The sequence below is a fragment of the Pseudomonas sp. S3_G06 genome (assembly GCF_054667565.1).
The window spans coordinates 4,508,063-4,525,353 of sequence record NZ_CP162738.1; the positions used below are offsets into that span (position 1 = coordinate 4,508,063).

At 60.7% G+C, this 17,291-nt stretch carries 17 protein-coding genes; 9 read left to right on the forward strand and 8 right to left on the reverse strand.

The genetic code is table 11. The features are described 5' to 3' along the window. Nucleotides 1–96 precede the first annotated feature (96 nt). On the forward strand, nt 97–984 hold the full coding sequence (locus AB4N47_RS20200) for a DMT family transporter (protein ID WP_341638498.1): 888 nt from the start codon (nt 97–99) through the stop codon (nt 982–984). Between the two features lie 95 nt (nt 985–1,079). Here AB4N47_RS20200 and AB4N47_RS20205 read toward each other — a convergent pair whose 3' ends face one another. Next, nucleotides 1,080–1,958 (reverse strand): esterase/lipase family protein, encoded by an 879-nt coding sequence (locus tag AB4N47_RS20205; protein ID WP_341638497.1) that lies wholly within the window; start codon nt 1,956–1,958, stop codon nt 1,080–1,082. Nucleotides 1,959–2,251: 293 nt separating this feature from the next. Between AB4N47_RS20205 and AB4N47_RS20210 the strand changes: the two genes are divergently transcribed. Further along, nucleotides 2,252–2,782: a ferritin-like domain-containing protein gene (locus AB4N47_RS20210; protein ID WP_016771904.1), complete on the forward strand. Its 531-nt coding sequence runs from the start codon at nt 2,252–2,254 to the stop codon at nt 2,780–2,782. A gap of 101 nt (nt 2,783–2,883) precedes the next feature. Here the strand turns inward: AB4N47_RS20210 and AB4N47_RS20215 are convergent, their stop codons facing one another. Further along, on the reverse strand, nt 2,884–4,959 hold the full coding sequence (locus AB4N47_RS20215; protein WP_341638496.1) for an AsmA family protein: 2,076 nt from the start codon (nt 4,957–4,959) through the stop codon (nt 2,884–2,886). Between the two features lie 384 nt (nt 4,960–5,343). On the opposite strand from AB4N47_RS20215, the gene AB4N47_RS20220 reads away from it, so the two are divergent. The 7 genes from AB4N47_RS20220 to AB4N47_RS20250 all read left to right on the forward strand — a co-directional run bounded on the left by AB4N47_RS20220 (nt 5,344) and on the right by AB4N47_RS20250 (nt 10,660). Beyond that, nucleotides 5,344–5,850, forward strand: coding sequence for a hypothetical protein (locus tag AB4N47_RS20220; protein WP_123443926.1), 507 nt, complete (start codon nt 5,344–5,346; stop codon nt 5,848–5,850). A gap of 154 nt (nt 5,851–6,004) precedes the next feature. Beyond that, entirely contained in the window at nt 6,005–6,637 is a 633-nt protein-coding gene (locus AB4N47_RS20225) for a TetR family transcriptional regulator (RefSeq protein ID WP_016771906.1), read from the forward strand. A 299-nt stretch (nt 6,638–6,936) separates the two neighbouring features. Then, nucleotides 6,937–7,437 carry an urease accessory protein UreE gene (gene ureE, locus AB4N47_RS20230; RefSeq protein WP_122699778.1) on the forward strand — a complete coding sequence of 167 codons (501 nt, stop codon included), beginning with the start codon at nt 6,937–6,939 and terminating at the stop codon, nt 7,435–7,437. Next, nucleotides 7,434–8,108 carry an urease accessory protein UreF gene (locus tag AB4N47_RS20235; protein WP_258710931.1) on the forward strand — a complete coding sequence of 225 codons (675 nt, stop codon included), beginning with the start codon at nt 7,434–7,436 and terminating at the stop codon, nt 8,106–8,108. Before ureE ends, AB4N47_RS20235 begins: the two co-directional genes overlap by 4 nt. Nucleotides 8,109–8,131: 23 nt before the next feature. Next, nucleotides 8,132–8,746, forward strand: a complete 615-nt coding sequence (ureG, locus tag AB4N47_RS20240; RefSeq protein WP_016771910.1) for an urease accessory protein UreG — start codon at nt 8,132–8,134, stop codon at nt 8,744–8,746. 27 nt (nt 8,747–8,773) lie between these two features. Continuing rightward, entirely contained in the window at nt 8,774–9,346 is a 573-nt protein-coding gene (locus tag AB4N47_RS20245; protein WP_016771911.1) for a HupE/UreJ family protein, read from the forward strand. Nucleotides 9,347–9,526: 180 nt separating this feature from the next. Next, on the forward strand, nt 9,527–10,660 hold the full coding sequence (locus AB4N47_RS20250; RefSeq protein ID WP_341638495.1) for an AGE family epimerase/isomerase: 1,134 nt from the start codon (nt 9,527–9,529) through the stop codon (nt 10,658–10,660). Nucleotides 10,661–10,836: 176 nt separating this feature from the next. Here AB4N47_RS20250 and AB4N47_RS20255 read toward each other — a convergent pair whose 3' ends face one another. From AB4N47_RS20255 to AB4N47_RS20280, 6 genes are all read right to left on the reverse strand, one after another. Beyond that, nucleotides 10,837–11,742 (reverse strand): cation diffusion facilitator family transporter, encoded by a 906-nt coding sequence (locus AB4N47_RS20255; protein WP_076565455.1) that lies wholly within the window; start codon nt 11,740–11,742, stop codon nt 10,837–10,839. Nucleotides 11,743–11,919: 177 nt separating this feature from the next. Further along, on the reverse strand, nt 11,920–12,684 hold the full coding sequence (locus tag AB4N47_RS20260; protein WP_016771914.1) for an SDR family oxidoreductase: 765 nt from the start codon (nt 12,682–12,684) through the stop codon (nt 11,920–11,922). A gap of 743 nt (nt 12,685–13,427) precedes the next feature. Next, nucleotides 13,428–14,144: an ABC transporter ATP-binding protein gene (locus AB4N47_RS20265; RefSeq protein WP_341638494.1), complete on the reverse strand. Its 717-nt coding sequence runs from the start codon at nt 14,142–14,144 to the stop codon at nt 13,428–13,430. After that, a complete protein-coding gene (locus AB4N47_RS20270) occupies nt 14,141–15,013 on the reverse strand; it encodes an ABC transporter ATP-binding protein (protein ID WP_016771916.1) in 873 nt (290 codons plus the stop codon). Before AB4N47_RS20270 ends, AB4N47_RS20265 begins: the two co-directional genes overlap by 4 nt. Further along, nucleotides 15,010–16,311, reverse strand: coding sequence for a high-affinity branched-chain amino acid ABC transporter permease LivM (livM, locus tag AB4N47_RS20275; protein ID WP_016771917.1), 1,302 nt, complete (start codon nt 16,309–16,311; stop codon nt 15,010–15,012). Before livM ends, AB4N47_RS20270 begins: the two co-directional genes overlap by 4 nt. 3 nt (nt 16,312–16,314) lie before the next feature. Next, complete coding sequence (locus tag AB4N47_RS20280) at nt 16,315–17,229, reverse strand: ABC transporter permease subunit (RefSeq protein ID WP_016771918.1); 915 nt, start codon at nt 17,227–17,229, stop codon at nt 16,315–16,317. Nucleotides 17,230–17,291: the final 62 nt, after the last annotated feature.

A 17,291-nucleotide genomic window follows, 5' to 3' on the forward strand; every position in this document is an offset into this window, starting at 1 on the left:
GCTGTCCGGATGCAGAGGCAGGTTGTCCGGTTCGCAGTATAGGCCTGCATCCAGACAGGCGATAATCGCCCTTCATCAACGTTCTGGTTTTGTCCCATGCAATACGCGTTTCCCCTGCTGGCGATTTTCATTTGGGCCGGCAACACCGTGATCAACAAACTGGCGGTCGGCGCGATCTTCCCCGCCGAGATCGGTTTCTATCGCTGGCTGCTGGCCGGCGTGCTGTTCACGCCATTCATGCTGAAGAAAGTCATCGCCCACTGGCCGCAAATTCGGCCGAACCTGAGGCGGATTTTCGTACTCGGCGTGCTCGGCATGGCGGTGTATCAGAGCCTCGCCTATTTCGCCGCAACACTGACCACCGCGACCAACATGGGCATCATCCTGTCGTTGATGCCATTGATGTCGCTGGCCATGGCGATCATCAGCCTCGGCCAGCGCCTGACCGCTGGTGCCTTGGTCGGCGCGGTGCTGTCGTTCGCTGGCGTGCTGGTGGTGGTGTCGTCCGGCAGCCTCGGTGCGCTGCTGCAACACGGGGTCAATCTGGGCGATGCGATGATGCTGATCGCCACGCTGGCCTACGCCGTTTACAGCACGCTGTTGAAAAAGTGGCAACTGCGCCTGCCGCCACTGGTGCTGCTGTACTTGCAGGTGCTGGTGGCGATTGTGGTGTTGTTTCCGCTGTTCGCGATGTCGCCCAAGACCGGGCTGAACCTGCAGAACGTGCCACTGGTGCTGTATGCATGCCTGCTGGCTTCGATGGTCGCGCCGCTGGCGTGGATGCAAGCAGTGCAGCGGCTGGGACCGAGCCGGACGACGCTGTTTTTCAATCTGCTGCCATTGATTACCGCGCTGATTGCGGCGGTGGTGTTGAAGGAACAGTTGGCGATGTATCACCTGGTGGGCGGGTTGCTGACCTTGGCTGGGGTGGTTTTGTCGGAGCGCTGGACCACGGTGCTGGGCCGGCGGGTCGGCGTTGCCTGATAAGGCCCCTTCGCGAGCAGGCTCGCTCCCACAGGTATCCGCATTTCAATGTGGGAGCGAGCCTGCTCGCGAAGAACGATGACGCGGTTTGACTGCTAACACCCAGCAGCCTCCAGCCGCGCCGCATGCTCGACAAACAGCCTTACCGGATCCGCGCCCTTGCCCACCAGTCCCAGCGACTGATTGACGATGTCGAAATGATCCAGCGGATAGTCATCACCGATCACCGTGCCCAGATGCGAGCTGTAACGGCCGACCATGCCGTCGCACTGCCCCGGCTCGCGAACAAAGGTCCTGGCGAACAAGCGGCAACTGCGGTTGGTGCCGTCAAAAAGATTGCCGCCACGATCGGTCTTGCCCGGTTGCAGCGTCCCTGACCAGGAGTAATAGCGCACACCGTTGACCTCTTCCGGCCCCTGCCCGCCCCACGTTTCCGGCAGCCCTTGTGGATAACGTTGGTTGAATAATGCAACGCCCGCCGTGGTCAGCGATTGGTGGGAAGCGTGGATATCTACCGGCAGTTTCGGCCCGTGGTAACCAGTGTCGAGCAATGCCATGACCCAGCCGATCAGGCGCAGCAACGCTTCGAGCAAGCGCCCCTTGGCGCTGTTGGCGGGATAGTGCTTTTCCAGATAATCGGCCAGTTCGGAGCCGTGATTCGGCCCGGCCACCGATGTTACCGAGGCGACCAGATCCGGGCGCTTCGCCGCCGCATACCGCGCGGTCAACGCGCCCTGACTGTGGCCGAACAGGTTGACCTTCTGCGCCCCTGTCTCGCGGAGGATTTCCTCGATCCGCGCCAGCAATTGCTCGCCGCGCACCTCAGTGGAGTTGAGCGGCGAGACCTGCACCGCGACCACCGTCGCACCACCACGGCGCAAGGCCTTGATGATGCCGAACCAATACGGATAAAGCACCAGCCGGACAAAGCCGAGCATGCCCGGCACCAGCACCAGTGGATAACGTGTCGACATGGGGTACATCCTTGTGCGCGATGGGTGGATGTCAGACGTGCAAGACGCCCGCCAAGCATCCACCTCGACGATGACAACTCAACGATAAGCCTACTTCAGCCCGCCACGATCCGCTCCACCGAAACCGAATTGACCAGCGTCAGGCCCTCCGGACATCGCAGTCTTCAACAGTTCCTGCACCGTGTCCGGCGTAAATCGCATAAAACTTTTCGCTTCGCTCAAGACTCACACCCTGAGTAGCGACCGCGTCTTCAGAACGTGGCGCCTATCGGATTAGCCTCCAGGAGAATGAAATGAGTGACGTGCATTTGTCTGATGTTCAAACCCTGCGCGAACGCGCGCGGCAACACGTGGAAAACGGCGCGGTCACCGAGGGCTACAACGCCAACCGTGAAGAAATACTGCGTTTGCTCAATGAGTCGCTGGCCACCGAGCTGGTGTGCACCTTGCGCTACAAGCGCCACTACTTCATGGCCAACGGCTTGAAAGCCAACGTCGCCGCCGACGAATTTCTCGAGCACGCCAACCAGGAAGCCGAGCATGCCGATCGCCTCGCCGAACGCATCGTGCAACTGGGCGGTGAGCCTGAGTTCAACCCTGACCTGCTGAGCAAGATGTCCCACGCGCAATACGTGGCCGGCAACACACTCAAGGAAATGGTTTACGAAGATCTAGTGGCCGAGCGCATCGCCATCGACAGCTACCGCGAAATCATCCAGTACATCGGTGACAAGGACCCGACCACCCGCCGCATTTTCGAAGACATCCTCGCCCAGGAAGAAGAGCACGCCGACGACATGGCGGACATCCTCAACGACCTGTAATCCTTAACAGCAAAACATCGCAGCCTTCGGCAGCTCCTACAGGGGGAACGCATTTCAAATGTAGGAGCTGCCGAAGGCTGCGATCTTTTGATCTGCCCTGCTTACTTGCTGGGTTTAACGGTCACCGGCGCCTTGCCCTGCTTCATCTGCTCCAGCAACGGCGCGCACTGATTCGGCTCGCCACCGCTTGGCGCCACCAGCGCCAGCAACCCCGCCGCCGGTGCGGCTATCACGCCCAACGCGACCATCCCCGCCCCGCGCAGCATCAACGGTACGGCTTTGACGCCGGCATCCGGTTTGATGAACTTGCCGCGCACATACAGCGGCGAGCGCAGCGAGATCAGACGCCAGCCTTTGGATTCCGGGGTCACGGTCAGATCGAGTTGCTCGGTGGCCATGTTCGCCGTGCCATCGATGTAGATGATTGCGTTCTCGGTATCGAAGACAAACAGCCGTGTCGTGGCCAGGCCGGTCTTGATGTCGAAGTCCGCCGCCGCGCAATTGATCTTCACTTCCTTGTCGCCAAAGATCTTGCCGACCACGTAGTTGCCGACGTTGAGCCCGGCCAGTTCCATCAGCTCGCGGCTGATCGCACCGTCGTTGATCAGCATCTTCAGATTGCCGTTGGCGCCGCCGAGCAGCTTGGCCACGGAGTTGCCCCGGCCACTGATGTCGGCGTCGCCATTGAGCTCACCGAAACTGGTTTTCATCGGCTCGAAGGTCGGGAACAGCTCTTTGAGTTTGAATTTGCGTGCGGTCAAACGCGCCCGGCCTTCCAGCGGCTCGGTGCGGCCGTTGAGGCGGATCAGCGCATCCAGCGTGCCGCCGGCAACGCCAAAGCGCAGCGGTTCCAGGCTGAGTTCGCCGTCGTTGAGTTTCAGATGGGTATAGAGGTCGTTGAACGGCAGCTTCTCGCTGTGGACGATGCGCTTGCCGGTGAACTCGACATCGGCGTCCATGGCGCGCCAGCGATCGGTTTTGAATTCTTCGACCGGCAGGACTTTGTCTGCTGGCTGCTTGCTCGCGCCGCCACGGGCCTTTTGCTCGGTGTTGGAGTCGGCACCGATCAACGGCGCAAGGTCGGCGAACAGCAGTTGATTGGAAACCATTGCGCCGCTGAGTTTTGGCCGTGGCTGGCTGGCAACGTAGGTCAGGTCGCCGTGGATGTCGCTGTCGCCGATCTTGCCGTTGAATTTCTCGTAAGTGAATCTCGCCCCGGCTTCGTCATGCAGCTTGGCGATCAGGTGGCCGTCGGTGGAATACGGTGGGGTGTCCGGCAGCGTCACGCCGGTCAGCGGATAGAGGTTGCCAAGGCTGTCGCCAGCGAGTTTCAGACGGAGGTCGAGGGCGCCGAGATTCAGCGGGTCGGTCAGGGTGCCAGCCAGTTCAATACGGGTGTCGCCGATCTTCGCCTGGGCCTGCAACGGGAACGGCTTGCTCGCGTCCTGCAATGCCAGCAACCCGCCGATCTTGCCCTGCCCGGTGAGGTTCTGCCCGTGATACTGGCCTTTGACCTTGAGTGCGAAGGCATAGTCCTGCGGTGCGCCGCCCTTGTCCTGAGCGGTTTTCGCCGCTTTGTCGCCGACAATCTCGCTGAATGGAATCGGCTTGCCGAGCGGGTCGATCAGCACATCGAGGTTGGTCTTCAAGGTCTGGTCGTCGAGGGTCACGTGGCCCTTGTCGAAACCGATCGCGCCGATATCGACCACCCAGCTCGACGGCTCGGCGTTCGGGTCCTTGGGATCGAATTTGAACGTCCAGTTGGCGCGGCCATCGGCCAGACGTTGCAGTTCGGCATTCGGCTCGGTCAGGTCGATGCGCGGAATCACCACGCGCTGGGCCAGCAGGGCCAGCGGCGAAATGCGCAGCTCGACGCGTTTCAGAGTGACCATCTGCGCCTGCTTCGACCAGTCCGGGTTGCCCAGGCTCAAGTCCTCGGCGACCACGTGCGGCCAAGGCACCCAGGAGCGCCAGCCGCCTTCTTCCGGCTCACGCTGCCAGATCACCGCGAGGTTGCCGTTGATGGCAAACGCCCGGCGCAGTTCTTCCGAAACTTTGGCGTTGATCGTGGGTTTGATCCGGTTCCAGTCGAAAAACACGATGATCAGAATCAAGGCTGCCAGCAGCAGCGCGAGGATGGCGAAGGTCCAGCTGAAGATTTTTCCAGTGCGCGTCATGCACAAAGCTCCTGATCACGACCGCACGCCGAACATCCCGACGCACAGCTGAAACGGCAGACCGAAGCGGCCCTTATGCAGTCTGTGACTGGCGAAAGGCCCGCAGGTTTAATTGAAAGGCAGTTTAAGCCATAAAAAGCCCGGCAAAACTGACCGATCGGTCGAGCAGTGTTACCGCCACCCGCACTTTTGCGAGGCACGAGTGAGTCGAAAATACCCACGACGGTGCAAAATCGTCGCCCGCAAAGGCGCGATCTAGAGCCTTCGCGCCGAACAATCAATTCTGTTGATTATTACCATTGCGTTTATGAACTTTTATATCGACTTATCGAGAGTAGCATTGCCCTCGTACCCACTTTATCGCCCTCCCAAGGAGCCACTATCATGAAACGCCAATTACTGCTCAGCCTTACCCTGTCGATGCTAGCCAGCACTGCTTTCGCCCTGCCCGCTGCCGATCAGGCTACTCCGCAAGTCAAAGACAGCCACTCGGTGTTTAGCCAAACCGTAGCTTCCGACGGTTCCGAGCGCACGCCACAAGGTCAGACCCTGGCTGAAAACGGCCGCAACCGCCTCGAAGAAAAAGGCCTGGTTCAAGACGGCTCGGATCGCACCCCTCAAGGCCAGGCCCTGGCTGAAAACGGTCGCAACCGCCTCGAAGAAAAAGGCCTGGTTCAGGACGGCTCTGATCGCACCCCACAAGGTCAGATCCTCGCTTCCGACGGTACCGAGCGCACCCCACAAGGCCAGACCCTGGCATCTGACGGTTCCGAGCGCACTCCACAGGGCCAGACCCTGGCTGATGACGGCTTCGATAAAACCCCACTGGGTCAAGCCCTCGCTGAAGGCGGTGGTGACCGTGTGATCGAACGCAACAGCAAATTGAGCTGAGCCCATGACGGCCCGGCAAAAAAGCCCAATCAGCGGATTGGGCTTTTGACTTTTCAGCTTCTGTAAAACCCTCGCTGAACGACTCCCCGTTCGACGCCGACAAAGCCGATTTGCTAGAGTGCGGCGCTTGTCCTGCCGAAGAACACACCCTGCGATGCTGCCCCGCGCCGAACAGAAACAACAGACCCGCAACGCCCTGATGGACGCTGCCCGCCACCTGATGGAAAGCGGCCGAGGATTCGGCAGCCTGAGCCTGCGCGAAGTGAGCAAGACCGCCGGCATCGTGCCTACCGGTTTCTACCGGCACTTCGCCGATATGGACGAGTTGGGGCTGGTGCTGGTCAGCGAAGTCGGCCAGACCTTCCGCGAGACCATCCGCCTTGTGCGCCACAATGAATTCGTCATGGGCGGCATCATCGACGCTTCGGTGCGCATCTTCCTTGATGTGGTCAACGCCAACCGCTCGCAATTCCTGTTTCTCGCCCGCGAACAATACGGCGGCTCGCTGCCGGTACGTCAGGCAATCGGACGCCTGCGGGAGAACATCAGCGCCGACCTCGCGGCGGACCTTGCGCTGATGCCCAAGCTGCAACATCTGGATCTGGCCGGCCTCAGCGTGATGGCCGACCTGATCGTCAAATCGGTGTTCGCCACCCTCCCCGACATCATCGACCCGCCCGCCGAAGCCTTGCCGGAGCATCTGACCCCACAGGCGAAGATCACCCAGCAACTGCGCTTCATCTTCATCGGCCTCAAGCACTGGCAAGGGCTGGGCAGTACCGAGTAATCCCTTCTTTATCTGACACAGCGCAAAGCCCCTGTGGGAGCGAGCCTGCTCGCGAAAGCGCTGGATCAGCTGAATACATCTGTCTGACACGGCGCACTCCCGACCAGGCTCGCTCCCACATAGAACATCCGCCACGGCCTCGCTTTGGTGCATGACAAATCCTTCATGCACCAAAACCTTCCAGAATCGCCGCGCCTGTTGAAAGATCAGGCACGCGCCGACAGCTATTTCCTACAGATCGCCCGATTGGCGCGGCGCTTGCTCTAGCCCAATCAACGTTCATTGCTGGAAGCTTTCCGATGCTGGTGATTCATCGCAGAATCGACCCTCAACCCGCCTGGGCCGCCGAGCTGCACCTGACCTTCGAAGCGCGCAGCAAAAGCCGTTTGCGCTGTTTCAGTGCCGAAGGCGAAGACGTCGGGTTGTTTTTGGAGCGCGGCCAGCCACCGCTGTATGACGGCGAATGTCTGCAGGCCGAAGACGGCCGTGTCGTGCGCGTCTGCGCCCGTCCCGAACAACTGCTCCACGTCACGTGCGCCAATGCGTTCGAACTGACGCGCGCGGCCTATCACCTCGGCAACCGCCACGTCGCCCTGCAAGTCGGCGATGGCTGGCTGCGCCTGCTCGACGATTACGTGCTCAAAGCGATGCTCGAACAGCTCGGCGCCCGGGTCGAGGCTATCGAAGCGCCGTTCCAGCCGGAACACGGCGCTTACGGCGGCGGCCATCATCACTCCCGCCACGGTGACGAAGACTTCAACTACGCGCCGAAACTCCATCAGTTCGGCGTGCGCCTGTGAATCCGGCCTGGGCGCTGCTGCGTCTGGCCAGTCCGCAATTGCCGATTGGCGGCTACAGCTATTCCCAAGGTCTGGAAATGGCGGTGGATAACGGCCGGGTCCACAACCCTGACGGCGCCCGGCGCTGGATCAGCGATCAACTGCTGCTCAATCTCGCCCGCTTCGAAGCGCCGCTGCTGTTGGCGCATTGCCAAGCCGCAGCAAATGAAAACTGGGCCGAATTACGACAACTCTGCGAGAGCCACCGCGCCAGTCGCGAAACCCGTGAGCTGCATCTGGAGAGCCGGCAGATGGGCTACTCCCTGCAGCAGTTGTTGAACGGTTTGCCAGAACTCGATGCGCCCGCCCGCGACTTTCTTGACCAGACCCCAGAACCGCATCTGGCCCTGTGCTGGGCACTGGCGGCACGCGCCTGGGGCATCAGCCCGCAGGATGCTCTTGCCGCGTGGCTGTGGAGCTGGTTGGAAAACCAGCTCGCCGTGTTGATGAAGACCCTGCCGTTGGGCCAGCAAGCCGCCCAGCGCCTGACCAGCGAACTGCTGCCACTGCTGCAACAGGCCCAGCACGATGCGACCCACATCAACCCCGAACACATCGGCAGCGCCGCGTTTGGCCTGTCCCTGGCGTGCATGGCCCACGAGCGCCAGTACAGCCGTCTCTTCCGCTCTTAGGGCTGTTTATTTTGGAGAATGAAATGGATACACAACCTCTGCGCGTCGGCATCGGCGGCCCGGTCGGTTCCGGCAAAACTGCGCTGACACTCGCCCTGTGCCTGGCCCTGCGCGAGCGCTACAACCTCGCCGTGGTCACCAACGACATCTACACCCGCGAAGACGCCGATTTCCTGGTGCGCAACGAAGCCCTCGCGCCGGAGCGGATCATCGGCGTGGAAACCGGCGGCTGCCCGCACACGGCGATCCGTGAAGACGCCTCGATCAACCTCGAAGCGGTCGATCAACTGAACCGGCGCTTTCCCGGGCTGGATCTGATTCTGGTGGAGTCCGGCGGCGACAACCTCTCGGCGACCTTCAGCCCGGAGCTGTCGGATCTGACCATCTACGTGATCGACGTCTCCGCCGGCGACAAGCTGCCGCGCAAGGGCGGCCCGGGGATCTGCAAGTCCGACCTGCTGGTGATCAACAAGATCGACCTCGCGCCACTGGTGGGCGCCTCGCTGGAAATGATGGACAGCGACACCAAACGCATGCGCAACGGCAAGCCGTTCGTGTTCAGCAACCAGAAAACCGGTCAGGGCCTCGAAGAAATCATCGCCTTCATCGAACGTCAGGGCCTGCTGACCGCCGCCTGATCCACTTATCCACAAGGAAGCTTATCCATGACACTCAAACGCATTCTTGGCGCTCTGGCGTTGCTGCTGACACCGGCACTGGCGTTCGCTCATCCGGGGCATGGCGACAGCGGCCTCGTCGCGGGCATCAGCCACCCGATCGGCGGGCTCGACCACTTGCTGGCAATGCTCGCCGTCGGTTTGTGGGCGGCGCAGCAACAAGGCGCGGCGCGCTGGGCGCTGCCGTGCACCTTTGTCGGCACCATGTTGCTCGGAGGTTTGCTCGGTTTTGAAGGGCTGGAGTTGCCGGCGCTGGAGAGCGGGATAGCCGCCTCGGTATTGGCGCTGGGCCTGGCCGTGGCACTGGCAGTGCGTCCGCCGCTGGTGATGGCGGTGGCAGCGACGGCGCTGTTTGCGCTGTTCCATGGCGTGGCGCATGGGCTGGAGCTGCCGGACATGAGCAGCCCGTGGGCGTATGCGGCCGGGTTTGTGGCCGCGACGGCGGTGTTGCATGCACTCGGTTATGGCGTGGTGCGAGTTCTTCCGCAGGCAGCGGCGCCGCTGGTGCGGTTGGCGGGTGCGGCTTCGGCGGCGACTGGGGTGTGGTTGCTCGCAGGCTGATTTTTTATTGCCTGAACTGGCCTCTTCGCGAGCAGGCTCGCTCCCACAGGTTTTGTGTACGCTGCAAATCCACTGTGGGAGCGAGCCTGCTCGCGAAGACGGCCTGACAGACACCGCCTCTCTCAAGCAGTGCTCTCTGCTACCATGTCGCGCAATCGCCCCAGCCCGTGACGCCCGCCCATGCCCCACGCTTCCCGCTCCACCGCCCTGCCCGAATTGACCGCCCTGTTTGGCCAAGTGCAGCAGCACTTCCTCGACGTGATCGTGCCGCTGTGGCAAGGCCCGGGCTGGAATGCCGACATGGCGTTGCCCTATGAGGCGCTGGACGCTACACACCAGCCGTTGCCAGTGCAGCGCTATCGGGCGATGGCCTGCGCACGGCAGCTGTATCTGTTCTCCAGCCTGATCGGGGTTGTGGATAACGCCGAAGTCCGCGCCGCCGCGTTGTTCCGTTCGCTGCAACGGCATTTCCATGATGCCGAGCACGGCGGCTGGTTCTACAGCATCGACGCACAGGGCAAGCCGCTGGACCAGCGCAAGGATCTCTACACCCACGCCTTCATCCTGTTCGCCTGCGCGCATTACTGGGACAAGTCTCGGGATTCGCTGGCCGAGTCGACATTGAACGCCGCGCTGGAAATCATCGGCCGCCGATTCGCCACCGGCGACGGTTTGTACGAAGCCTGCCTTGAGCGTGATTGGCTCACCCTGCAAACCGGGCCACTGCAAAATCCGCTGATGCATCTGGCCGAAGCTTTTCTGGCGACCCTCGCCGTGCGTGAAGACCCGCAAACGCAGAAGGCCCTGCTTGAGTTATGCACAGCCATGCACAAGCAGTTCGTCGATCCGCAATACGGCGTGTTGATGGAGAAGCCGCTGGGTGCTGTGGATAACTGGTACGAGCCGGGACACCAGTTCGAATGGTATTTCCTGCTCGAATCGTCGGCGCTGTTGCGCGATTCGAAACTGCACCGGGCGCTGGATCGGGCATTTGCCTTTACCGAGCAGTACGGCGTGCTGGAGTCCTGCGGCGCGGTGCGGGCGATGCTTGATCTGGAAAGCAATGGCCGGCCCAGGGATTCGACCCAGCGGATCTGGGCTCAAGCCGAATACCTGCGCGCGCTGACCATGCGGGCGGACAGCGAAGCAGTGGTGCTGCGCCAGTTGCAGGCGTTGCAGCAGCGGTTTCTGCATGCCGGCGGCTGGCATGAGTGTCGCGATGAGAATGGAGAGGTCAGCCGCAAGGACATGCCTTCGACCACGCCTTATCATTTGGCGACTTGCTACGTCGGCCTGGCTGAATATCTTCGCTGACCCGTGCAAAGCAGGATTTGGGGCTAGAGGGTTACCGTGGCGAGGGGATTTCCCCGTTGGGGCGCGTAGCGGCCCTGAAAAGAGCGGGGCCGCTGCGCGCCCCAACGGGGATAAATCCCCTCGCCACAATAAATCCCCTCGCCACAACTGTGTTCTCAGCAGACATCCGGATCAGATCAGGCAATCCACTTCTTGTCCCCGGTGAAGCTGATCGTCAGCCACCTCGCCGCATCCGGCTCGCCCAACTGCGCCGATATCTGCTCACGTAGCGCGTCCAGCTGCGCGACATTGCGCAGCGGATAATCCGCCGGCAACACCACATGAATTTCGATGAACCGCGCCCGGCCGTGCTTTTGCACGTAGGACACGTAATCGTCGAAACCATGCTCGACCTTCGCCACCTCCATGACCTGCCTGACCTGCTCATCCAGAGTGTCCGGGGCGATTCCCAGCACATCACGCAACGCCGGGCCGAGGATCTTCAACGCCGGGGGCAGCATGGTCAGCGCCAGCACGATCAGGATCAGCGGGTCGACATACACCGCCCACTCGCCATAGCCCTGGGACTTGAGCAGCAGCGCGGCGAGGAAACTGATCAACAACCCCACCGAGAGCATCGCGTCGACCAGCCAACTGATGTTGTCGAACTGGATCAGGCTGGATTTGAGCGTGCGATTACGCCGGCGCACGTAGAAGAAGTAGGCGAACTCGACGACGGTGAATACCGCCGCGTAGACGATCACCAGACCCAACTCGATATCACGGCCACCATTGATGATGCCGAACACACCGTTGAGAAAGGCGTAGATGGCGATCAACAGCAGGAAGCTACCCTCGATCAGCAGCACCATCGGCTCCAGATGCCAGAAGCCGAACTGGAAACGCTGATTGCTTTGCTTGGCGATCAGCCGGGCGGTGATCAGCATCAGGATTTTGATGAATGTCGCGATCAGCGAAAAAAAGCCATCGAACAGGATGGATTGCGAACCTGAAACAAAACCGGTGACGATCCCGGCAATCGACACCGCCAGCATCAGCAGCGTCGACTGTTTGAGCAGTGCCTGCTCACCTCGGTTACTCACTTGAACTCCTCATGAAACCTTGCACACCGCCGAATGCAGTGGGCTGGTTGAGTGCGGAGTTTAGCTTATCGTCCTGTTTTGCCTGTGCCGGCCTTTTCGCGAGCAGGCTCGCTCCCACAGTTTGGAATGCATTCTCCTGTGGGAGCGAGCCTGCTCGCGAATGGCCTCAGCGCGGTATCAAGCCTTGTTACGCTCGATGGCAAACCCGGCCCAGGTCTGGCTCACCGGCATCAGCTCCAGGCTGTTGATGTTGATATGCGCCGGGGTGTTCATGACCCAGAAGATCGTCTCGGCGATGTCCTGCGGCTGGATCGGCTCGGCGCCGGCGTAAGTGGCGTTGTAGCGTTCCTGGTCACCGGCAAAACGCACCAGCGAGAACTCGCTTTCGCACAGGCCGGGCTCAATGTTGCTGACCCGCACGCCAGTGCCTTGCAAGTCGCAACGCAGGTTCAGCGAGAACTGTTTGACGAAGGCTTTGCTCGCGCCATACACATGGCTGCCCGGGTACGGGTAGTTGCCGGCGATGGAACCGAGGTTGACGATACCGGCGCCACGGCCGTGGGCGATCAGCCGAGGCAGCAGCAGGCGGGTGGCGTACATCAGGCCTTTGACGTTGGTGTCGACCATGGTGTCCCAGTCATCCAGGTCACACTTGGGCGCCGGGTCGACGCCGAGCGCCAGGCCGGCGTTGTTGATCAGGCCACGAAGTTTGGCGAACGACGGCGGCAGGTTGGCAATCGCCTCCTCCATCGCCTTGCGATCGCGCACATCGAGAACCAGACCGTGCACTTCGGTCTGCTTCGACAGTTCAGCGCACAGGGCATTGAGGCGTTCTTCACGACGGCCGGTCAGGACCAGCTTCCAGCCAGCCTCGGCAAAACGCCGGGCACAGGCTTCACCAAAACCGGACGTCGCGCCGGTGATAAACAGGGTGTCGGACATCGTGTTCTCCTTGCTTCGGCCGCCACGGCAGCCCTTGGAATAGAAAATCAGCAGGCAGCATGCCCGCCCTCGCGGATACGGGCAACACTTGCCAGCTGTACAAAAATCAACCAGACCTGCCAAGGCCATAGCCAGCGTGGCCTGTAGCCATGTGCACGCATGTTATCCACAGTCTGCTCCACAGTTTCCGGGGGCAAGTGCAAACGCGCAAAGCCGCGCCACACAAGGCTTTGCGGGCGAAATGGAAAGTTTTTTGCTTGACCGTGAGGCGGGGGATGTGCGGCACAGGGCATTTTGCACGACGGACGGTGCAACCGGGTGATTGCGCGAGGCCAGCAATTACGGCGCTCCGCGAGGTCTTTCCAGAGTTTAGTCACAGACTTATCCACAGGCTTTTACACACAACCGTACCCGACCTGGATGCGCTATAAAAAGGTTGACAATGGCGCCTCACGCCTGCTTGAAACTGACTGATCAAAAAACAATCACAAGCCCGGAGGCCACGGATTACAAGGCCTGCAACCATATACACCCACGTTATTCACAGCCAGTTCCACAGTAACCGGGGACAAGTCAAAACTGTGGAAAAACAGCCATTTGCAGCGTCTATATGTCGCGCTTTGGCAGCTTGGAGAATTTGTTTTCCACAATTTCGGGAATTACCCAATTTACCTGTGGTGGATCCCAAAAATAAAAAACCCCGGGACTCTCGTCGCCGGGGCTGTGTACAACCGCGAGAAGAATCAGTGCCCGCCCAGATAGGCGTTACGCACCTCCTCATGCACCAGCAGTTCTTTGCCGGTGCCGGTCAGGCGAATCTCGCCGTTGACCATCACATACGCCCGGTCCGACAGCTTCAGCGCATGGTTGGCGTTCTGCTCGACGAGGAAAATCGTCATCCCGGTTTTCGCCAGCTCGCGTAGCGTGGCGAAAATCTGCTTCACCACGATCGGTGCCAGACCCAGGCTCGGCTCATCGAGCAGCAACAGCTTCGGCCGGCTCATCAGCGCACGGGCGATGGCGAGCATCTGCTGTTCCCCGCCAGACATGGTCATCGCCCGCTGATTGCGTCGCTCTTCAAGCCGTGGAAACAGCTCGAACATGCGCTGCATGTCCTCTTTGGCGTACTTGTCGCCAATCGGGATGGTGCCCATCAGCAGGTTTTCCTCGACGGTCATGTCGGGAAAAACCCGCCGCCCTTCCGGCGACTGCGCAATACCGTTGGAGGCGATGTAGTGCGAGGACTTCTGCGTGATATCGACGCCCTGATAGAGAATCTGCCCGCCCGCCGCTCGTGGCTGGCCGAAGATCGACATCAGCAGGGTCGACTTGCCGGCACCGTTGGAGCCGATCAGGCTGACGGTTTCGCCTTCGTTGATCTGCAAAGAAACGCCTTTGAGCGCCTGGATCGGGCCGTAGAACACGTCCAGATTGCGTAGTTCGAGGATCGGTTGGCTCATACCAGCTCCTCTTCGTCGGCGCCCAGATAGGCCGCGATCACTTTCGGATCGTTGCGGATCGCTTCCGGTCCGCCTTCGGCGATGACGATGCCGTGGTCAAGAACCACGATGTGATCGGAAATGCTCATGACCATGCCCATGTCGTGTTCGATCAGCACCACGGTCAGATCGTGCTCGTCGCGCAGCAGCCGGATCATCGCGCTGAGCGCTTCGGTTTCCTGAGGGTTGAGGCCGGCGGCCGGTTCGTCGAGGCAGATGATCTGCGGCCGCGTGCACATGGCCCGAGCAATCTCCAGACGGCGTTGTTGGCCGTACGAGAGTTCACCGGCGAGACGGTTGGCGCAGTCGACCAGATCGACCACTTCGAGCCAGTAGAACGCGACATCCAGCGCATCGCTCTCGGCCTTGCGATAGCCCTTGGTGTTGAGAATACCGGCGAGCATGTTGCGGTTGACCCACATGTGCTGCGCCACCAGCAGGTTTTCCAGCACCGACATTTCCTTGAACAGGCGAATGTTCTGGAACGTACGGGCGAGACCGGCACGGTTCACCAGATGAGTACCGCCGAACATCTTGTAGTACATGCGGCTGAGAAAGGATTTCGGCGAGACGAAATCGGTCGGTTTGAACGACTCGCCCAGCAACTGGATGACGTTGGTCTGCTGGCCGCGCACATTGAGTTCGATCTTGCCGCCCGTGGCCTTGTAGAAACCGGTCAGGCAGTTGAACACCGTGGTCTTGCCGGCACCATTGGGTCCGATCAGGGCGAAGATCGAATTGCGTTTGACCTTCAGGCTGACATCGCTCAAAGCCTTGATGCCACCGAAATGCATCATCAGTTTTTCAACAGAGAGTACGACTTCACTCATGGCGCAGTCCTCTCGTAGTGAATGGCACCTTTGCGTGGTTTGACCCCGGTGCGGCTGATGCGGATCAGCCCGCGTGGTCGCCAGATCATCATCAACACCATCAGGATGCCGAACAGCAGCACGCGGTACTCAGCGAAGCCGCGCAGCAGTTCCGGAGCGACGGTGAGCACGAATGCGGCGATGACCACGCCAATGGTCGAGCCCATGCCGCCGAGCACGACGATGGCGAGGATCAGCGCCGATTCGAAGAAGGTGAACGAGGTCGGGTTGACGAAGCCTTGATAAGTGGCGAAGAACACCCCGGCCAGACCCGCCGTCGACGCACCGATGGTGAACGCCGAGAGTTTGACCAGTACGTGGTTCAGGCCCATCGAACGGCAGGCGATTTCATCTTCACGCAGGGCTTCCCAGGCGCGACCGACCGGCATCTTCACCAGCCGATGCTTGACGTACAGCACCGCCAGCACCACCAGGAACAGCACTGCGTAGATGAAGTAATACTTCACGTCGGGGTTGTAGGTCAGGCCGAAGAACTCGTGAAACGGCACCCCGCCATCCTTCGCCCGCTTGCCGAACTCCAGACCGAAGAACGTCGGCAGTGGCGCCGGCATGCCGTTCGGGCCGCCAGTCAGCGACAGCCAGTTGTTCAGCACCAGACGAATGATTTCACCAAAACCCAGGGTCACGATCGCCAGATAGTCACCGTGCAGACGCAACACCGGGAAACCGAGAATGCAGCCAGCCAGGCCTGCGGTGATCGCCGCCAGCGGCAGCACGGTCCAGAAACCCAGACCCAGATATTGATAACCCAATGCCAGACCGTAGGCACCGATGGCGTAGAACGCCACGTAACCAAGGTCGAGCAGCCCGGCCAGACCGACCACAATGTTCAGCCCCAGCCCCAGCAGCACGTAGATCAAACCGAGGATGACCACGCCGAGCAGGTAGGAGTTGGAAACAAACGGCACGATGATCGCCAGCACGATAATCAGCGGGATGATCCAGCGCAGCCGCGATTTGTAATCTGCCGGCAGCACGTGCACGCCGGAACCGCTGCTCTCGAACCCGTCGAGGATCTTCAGGCCCTTGGGCGTTTGCAGGAACAGGCTGAGGGCAAAGCGACCGGCCATGACGATGGCAATGATCCACGCCACGCGGGTCGCTTCGAGGTTGAAGCTGTAGCCGTCGAGGACCACGCCGACAATCGGCCCGAACACGATCAGCGCAATCAGGCCGGCAAGAATCGCTTCGACCAGGCTTTTTTTGATATCGATGGATTTTTCAGTGGTTGCAGACATCGCTTACACCTTCGACACAAGAGGACGGCCCAACAGGCCCTGCGGCCGGAAGACCAGTACGAGGACGAGCAGCGAGAAACTGAACACGTCTTTGTAGTCGGAGTTGACCAGACCGGAGAACAGCGACTCGGAGATGCCGAGGATGATCCCGCCGAGCATCGCGCCGGGCAGTGAACCGATGCCGCCCAGCACCGCTGCGGTGAACGCCTTGATGCCGATGATGAAGCCGGCATAGAAGTCGAACGTGCCGTAGTTCATGGTGATCAGCACACCGGCCAGTGCCGCCATGGCTGCACCGATGATGAACACATAGGAAATCACCCGGTCGGTGTTGATCCCCAGGATCGAGGCCATCTTGCGGTCTTGCTGGGTCGCACGGCACATGCGGCCGAGCTTGGTGTATTTGATGACGTAGGTCAGCAGCCCCATGCCGACGAATGCGGCGATCAGGATGAAGACTTTGGTGTAGGTCAGTTGTACGAAGCCGGTGCCGACTTCAACACGCCAGGCACCGGTCAGCAGCGTAGGCACGCCCTGTTGTTTGGCGCCCTGAGCGATCTGTGCGTAGTTCTGCAGAATCAGCGAAATACCGATAGCGCTGATCAGCGGCGCCAGGCGGGTCGAGTTACGCAGGGGTTTGTAGGCAACACGCTCGATGACCCAGCCATACACCGCCGTGACGACGATGGTGAAGATCAGCGTGCCGAGCATCAGCAGCGGGAAGGATTCGATACCGAAGTAAGCCAGCAGAGCCAGACTGATTGCCGCCAGGTAAGCGGAAATCATGTAAACCTCGCCGTGGGCGAAGTTGATCATGCCGATGATGCCGTAGACCATTGTGTAGCCGATGGCGATCAGGCCATAGACCGACCCGAGGGTCAGGCCATTGACCAGTTGCTGCAGGAAAATACCATCCATAACGCAATCTCACGCAGTGAGAACCTGCGCGCCATCGGCGCGCGGTTCTTCTAGGAAAAATA

Bases quoted from the DNA above. Each gene is read 5' to 3' on its own strand.
- AB4N47_RS20200 (WP_341638498.1), top strand. From the start codon at position 97: ATGCAATACGCGTTTCCCCTGCTGGCGATTTTCATTTGGGCCGGCAAC.
- AB4N47_RS20265 (WP_341638494.1), bottom strand. From the start codon at position 14,144: ATGAGCCAACCGATCCTCGAACTACGCAATCTGGACGTGTTCTACGGC.
- AB4N47_RS20205 (WP_341638497.1), bottom strand. From the start codon at position 1,958: ATGTCGACACGTTATCCACTGGTGCTGGTGCCGGGCATGCTCGGCTTT.
- livM (WP_016771917.1), bottom strand. From the start codon at position 16,311: ATGTCTGCAACCACTGAAAAATCCATCGATATCAAAAAAAGCCTGGTC.
- AB4N47_RS20210 (WP_016771904.1), top strand. From the start codon at position 2,252: ATGAGTGACGTGCATTTGTCTGATGTTCAAACCCTGCGCGAACGCGCG.
- AB4N47_RS20245 (WP_016771911.1), top strand. From the start codon at position 8,774: ATGACACTCAAACGCATTCTTGGCGCTCTGGCGTTGCTGCTGACACCG.
- AB4N47_RS20260 (WP_016771914.1), bottom strand. From the start codon at position 12,684: ATGTCCGACACCCTGTTTATCACCGGCGCGACGTCCGGTTTTGGTGAA.
- AB4N47_RS20280 (WP_016771918.1), bottom strand. From the start codon at position 17,229: ATGGATGGTATTTTCCTGCAGCAACTGGTCAATGGCCTGACCCTCGGG.
- AB4N47_RS20220 (WP_123443926.1), top strand. From the start codon at position 5,344: ATGAAACGCCAATTACTGCTCAGCCTTACCCTGTCGATGCTAGCCAGC.
- ureG (WP_016771910.1), top strand. From the start codon at position 8,132: ATGGATACACAACCTCTGCGCGTCGGCATCGGCGGCCCGGTCGGTTCC.
- AB4N47_RS20250 (WP_341638495.1), top strand. From the start codon at position 9,527: ATGCCCCACGCTTCCCGCTCCACCGCCCTGCCCGAATTGACCGCCCTG.
- AB4N47_RS20215 (WP_341638496.1), bottom strand. From the start codon at position 4,959: ATGACGCGCACTGGAAAAATCTTCAGCTGGACCTTCGCCATCCTCGCG.
- ureE (WP_122699778.1), top strand. From the start codon at position 6,937: ATGCTGGTGATTCATCGCAGAATCGACCCTCAACCCGCCTGGGCCGCC.
- AB4N47_RS20270 (WP_016771916.1), bottom strand. From the start codon at position 15,013: ATGAGTGAAGTCGTACTCTCTGTTGAAAAACTGATGATGCATTTCGGT.
- AB4N47_RS20225 (WP_016771906.1), top strand. From the start codon at position 6,005: ATGCTGCCCCGCGCCGAACAGAAACAACAGACCCGCAACGCCCTGATG.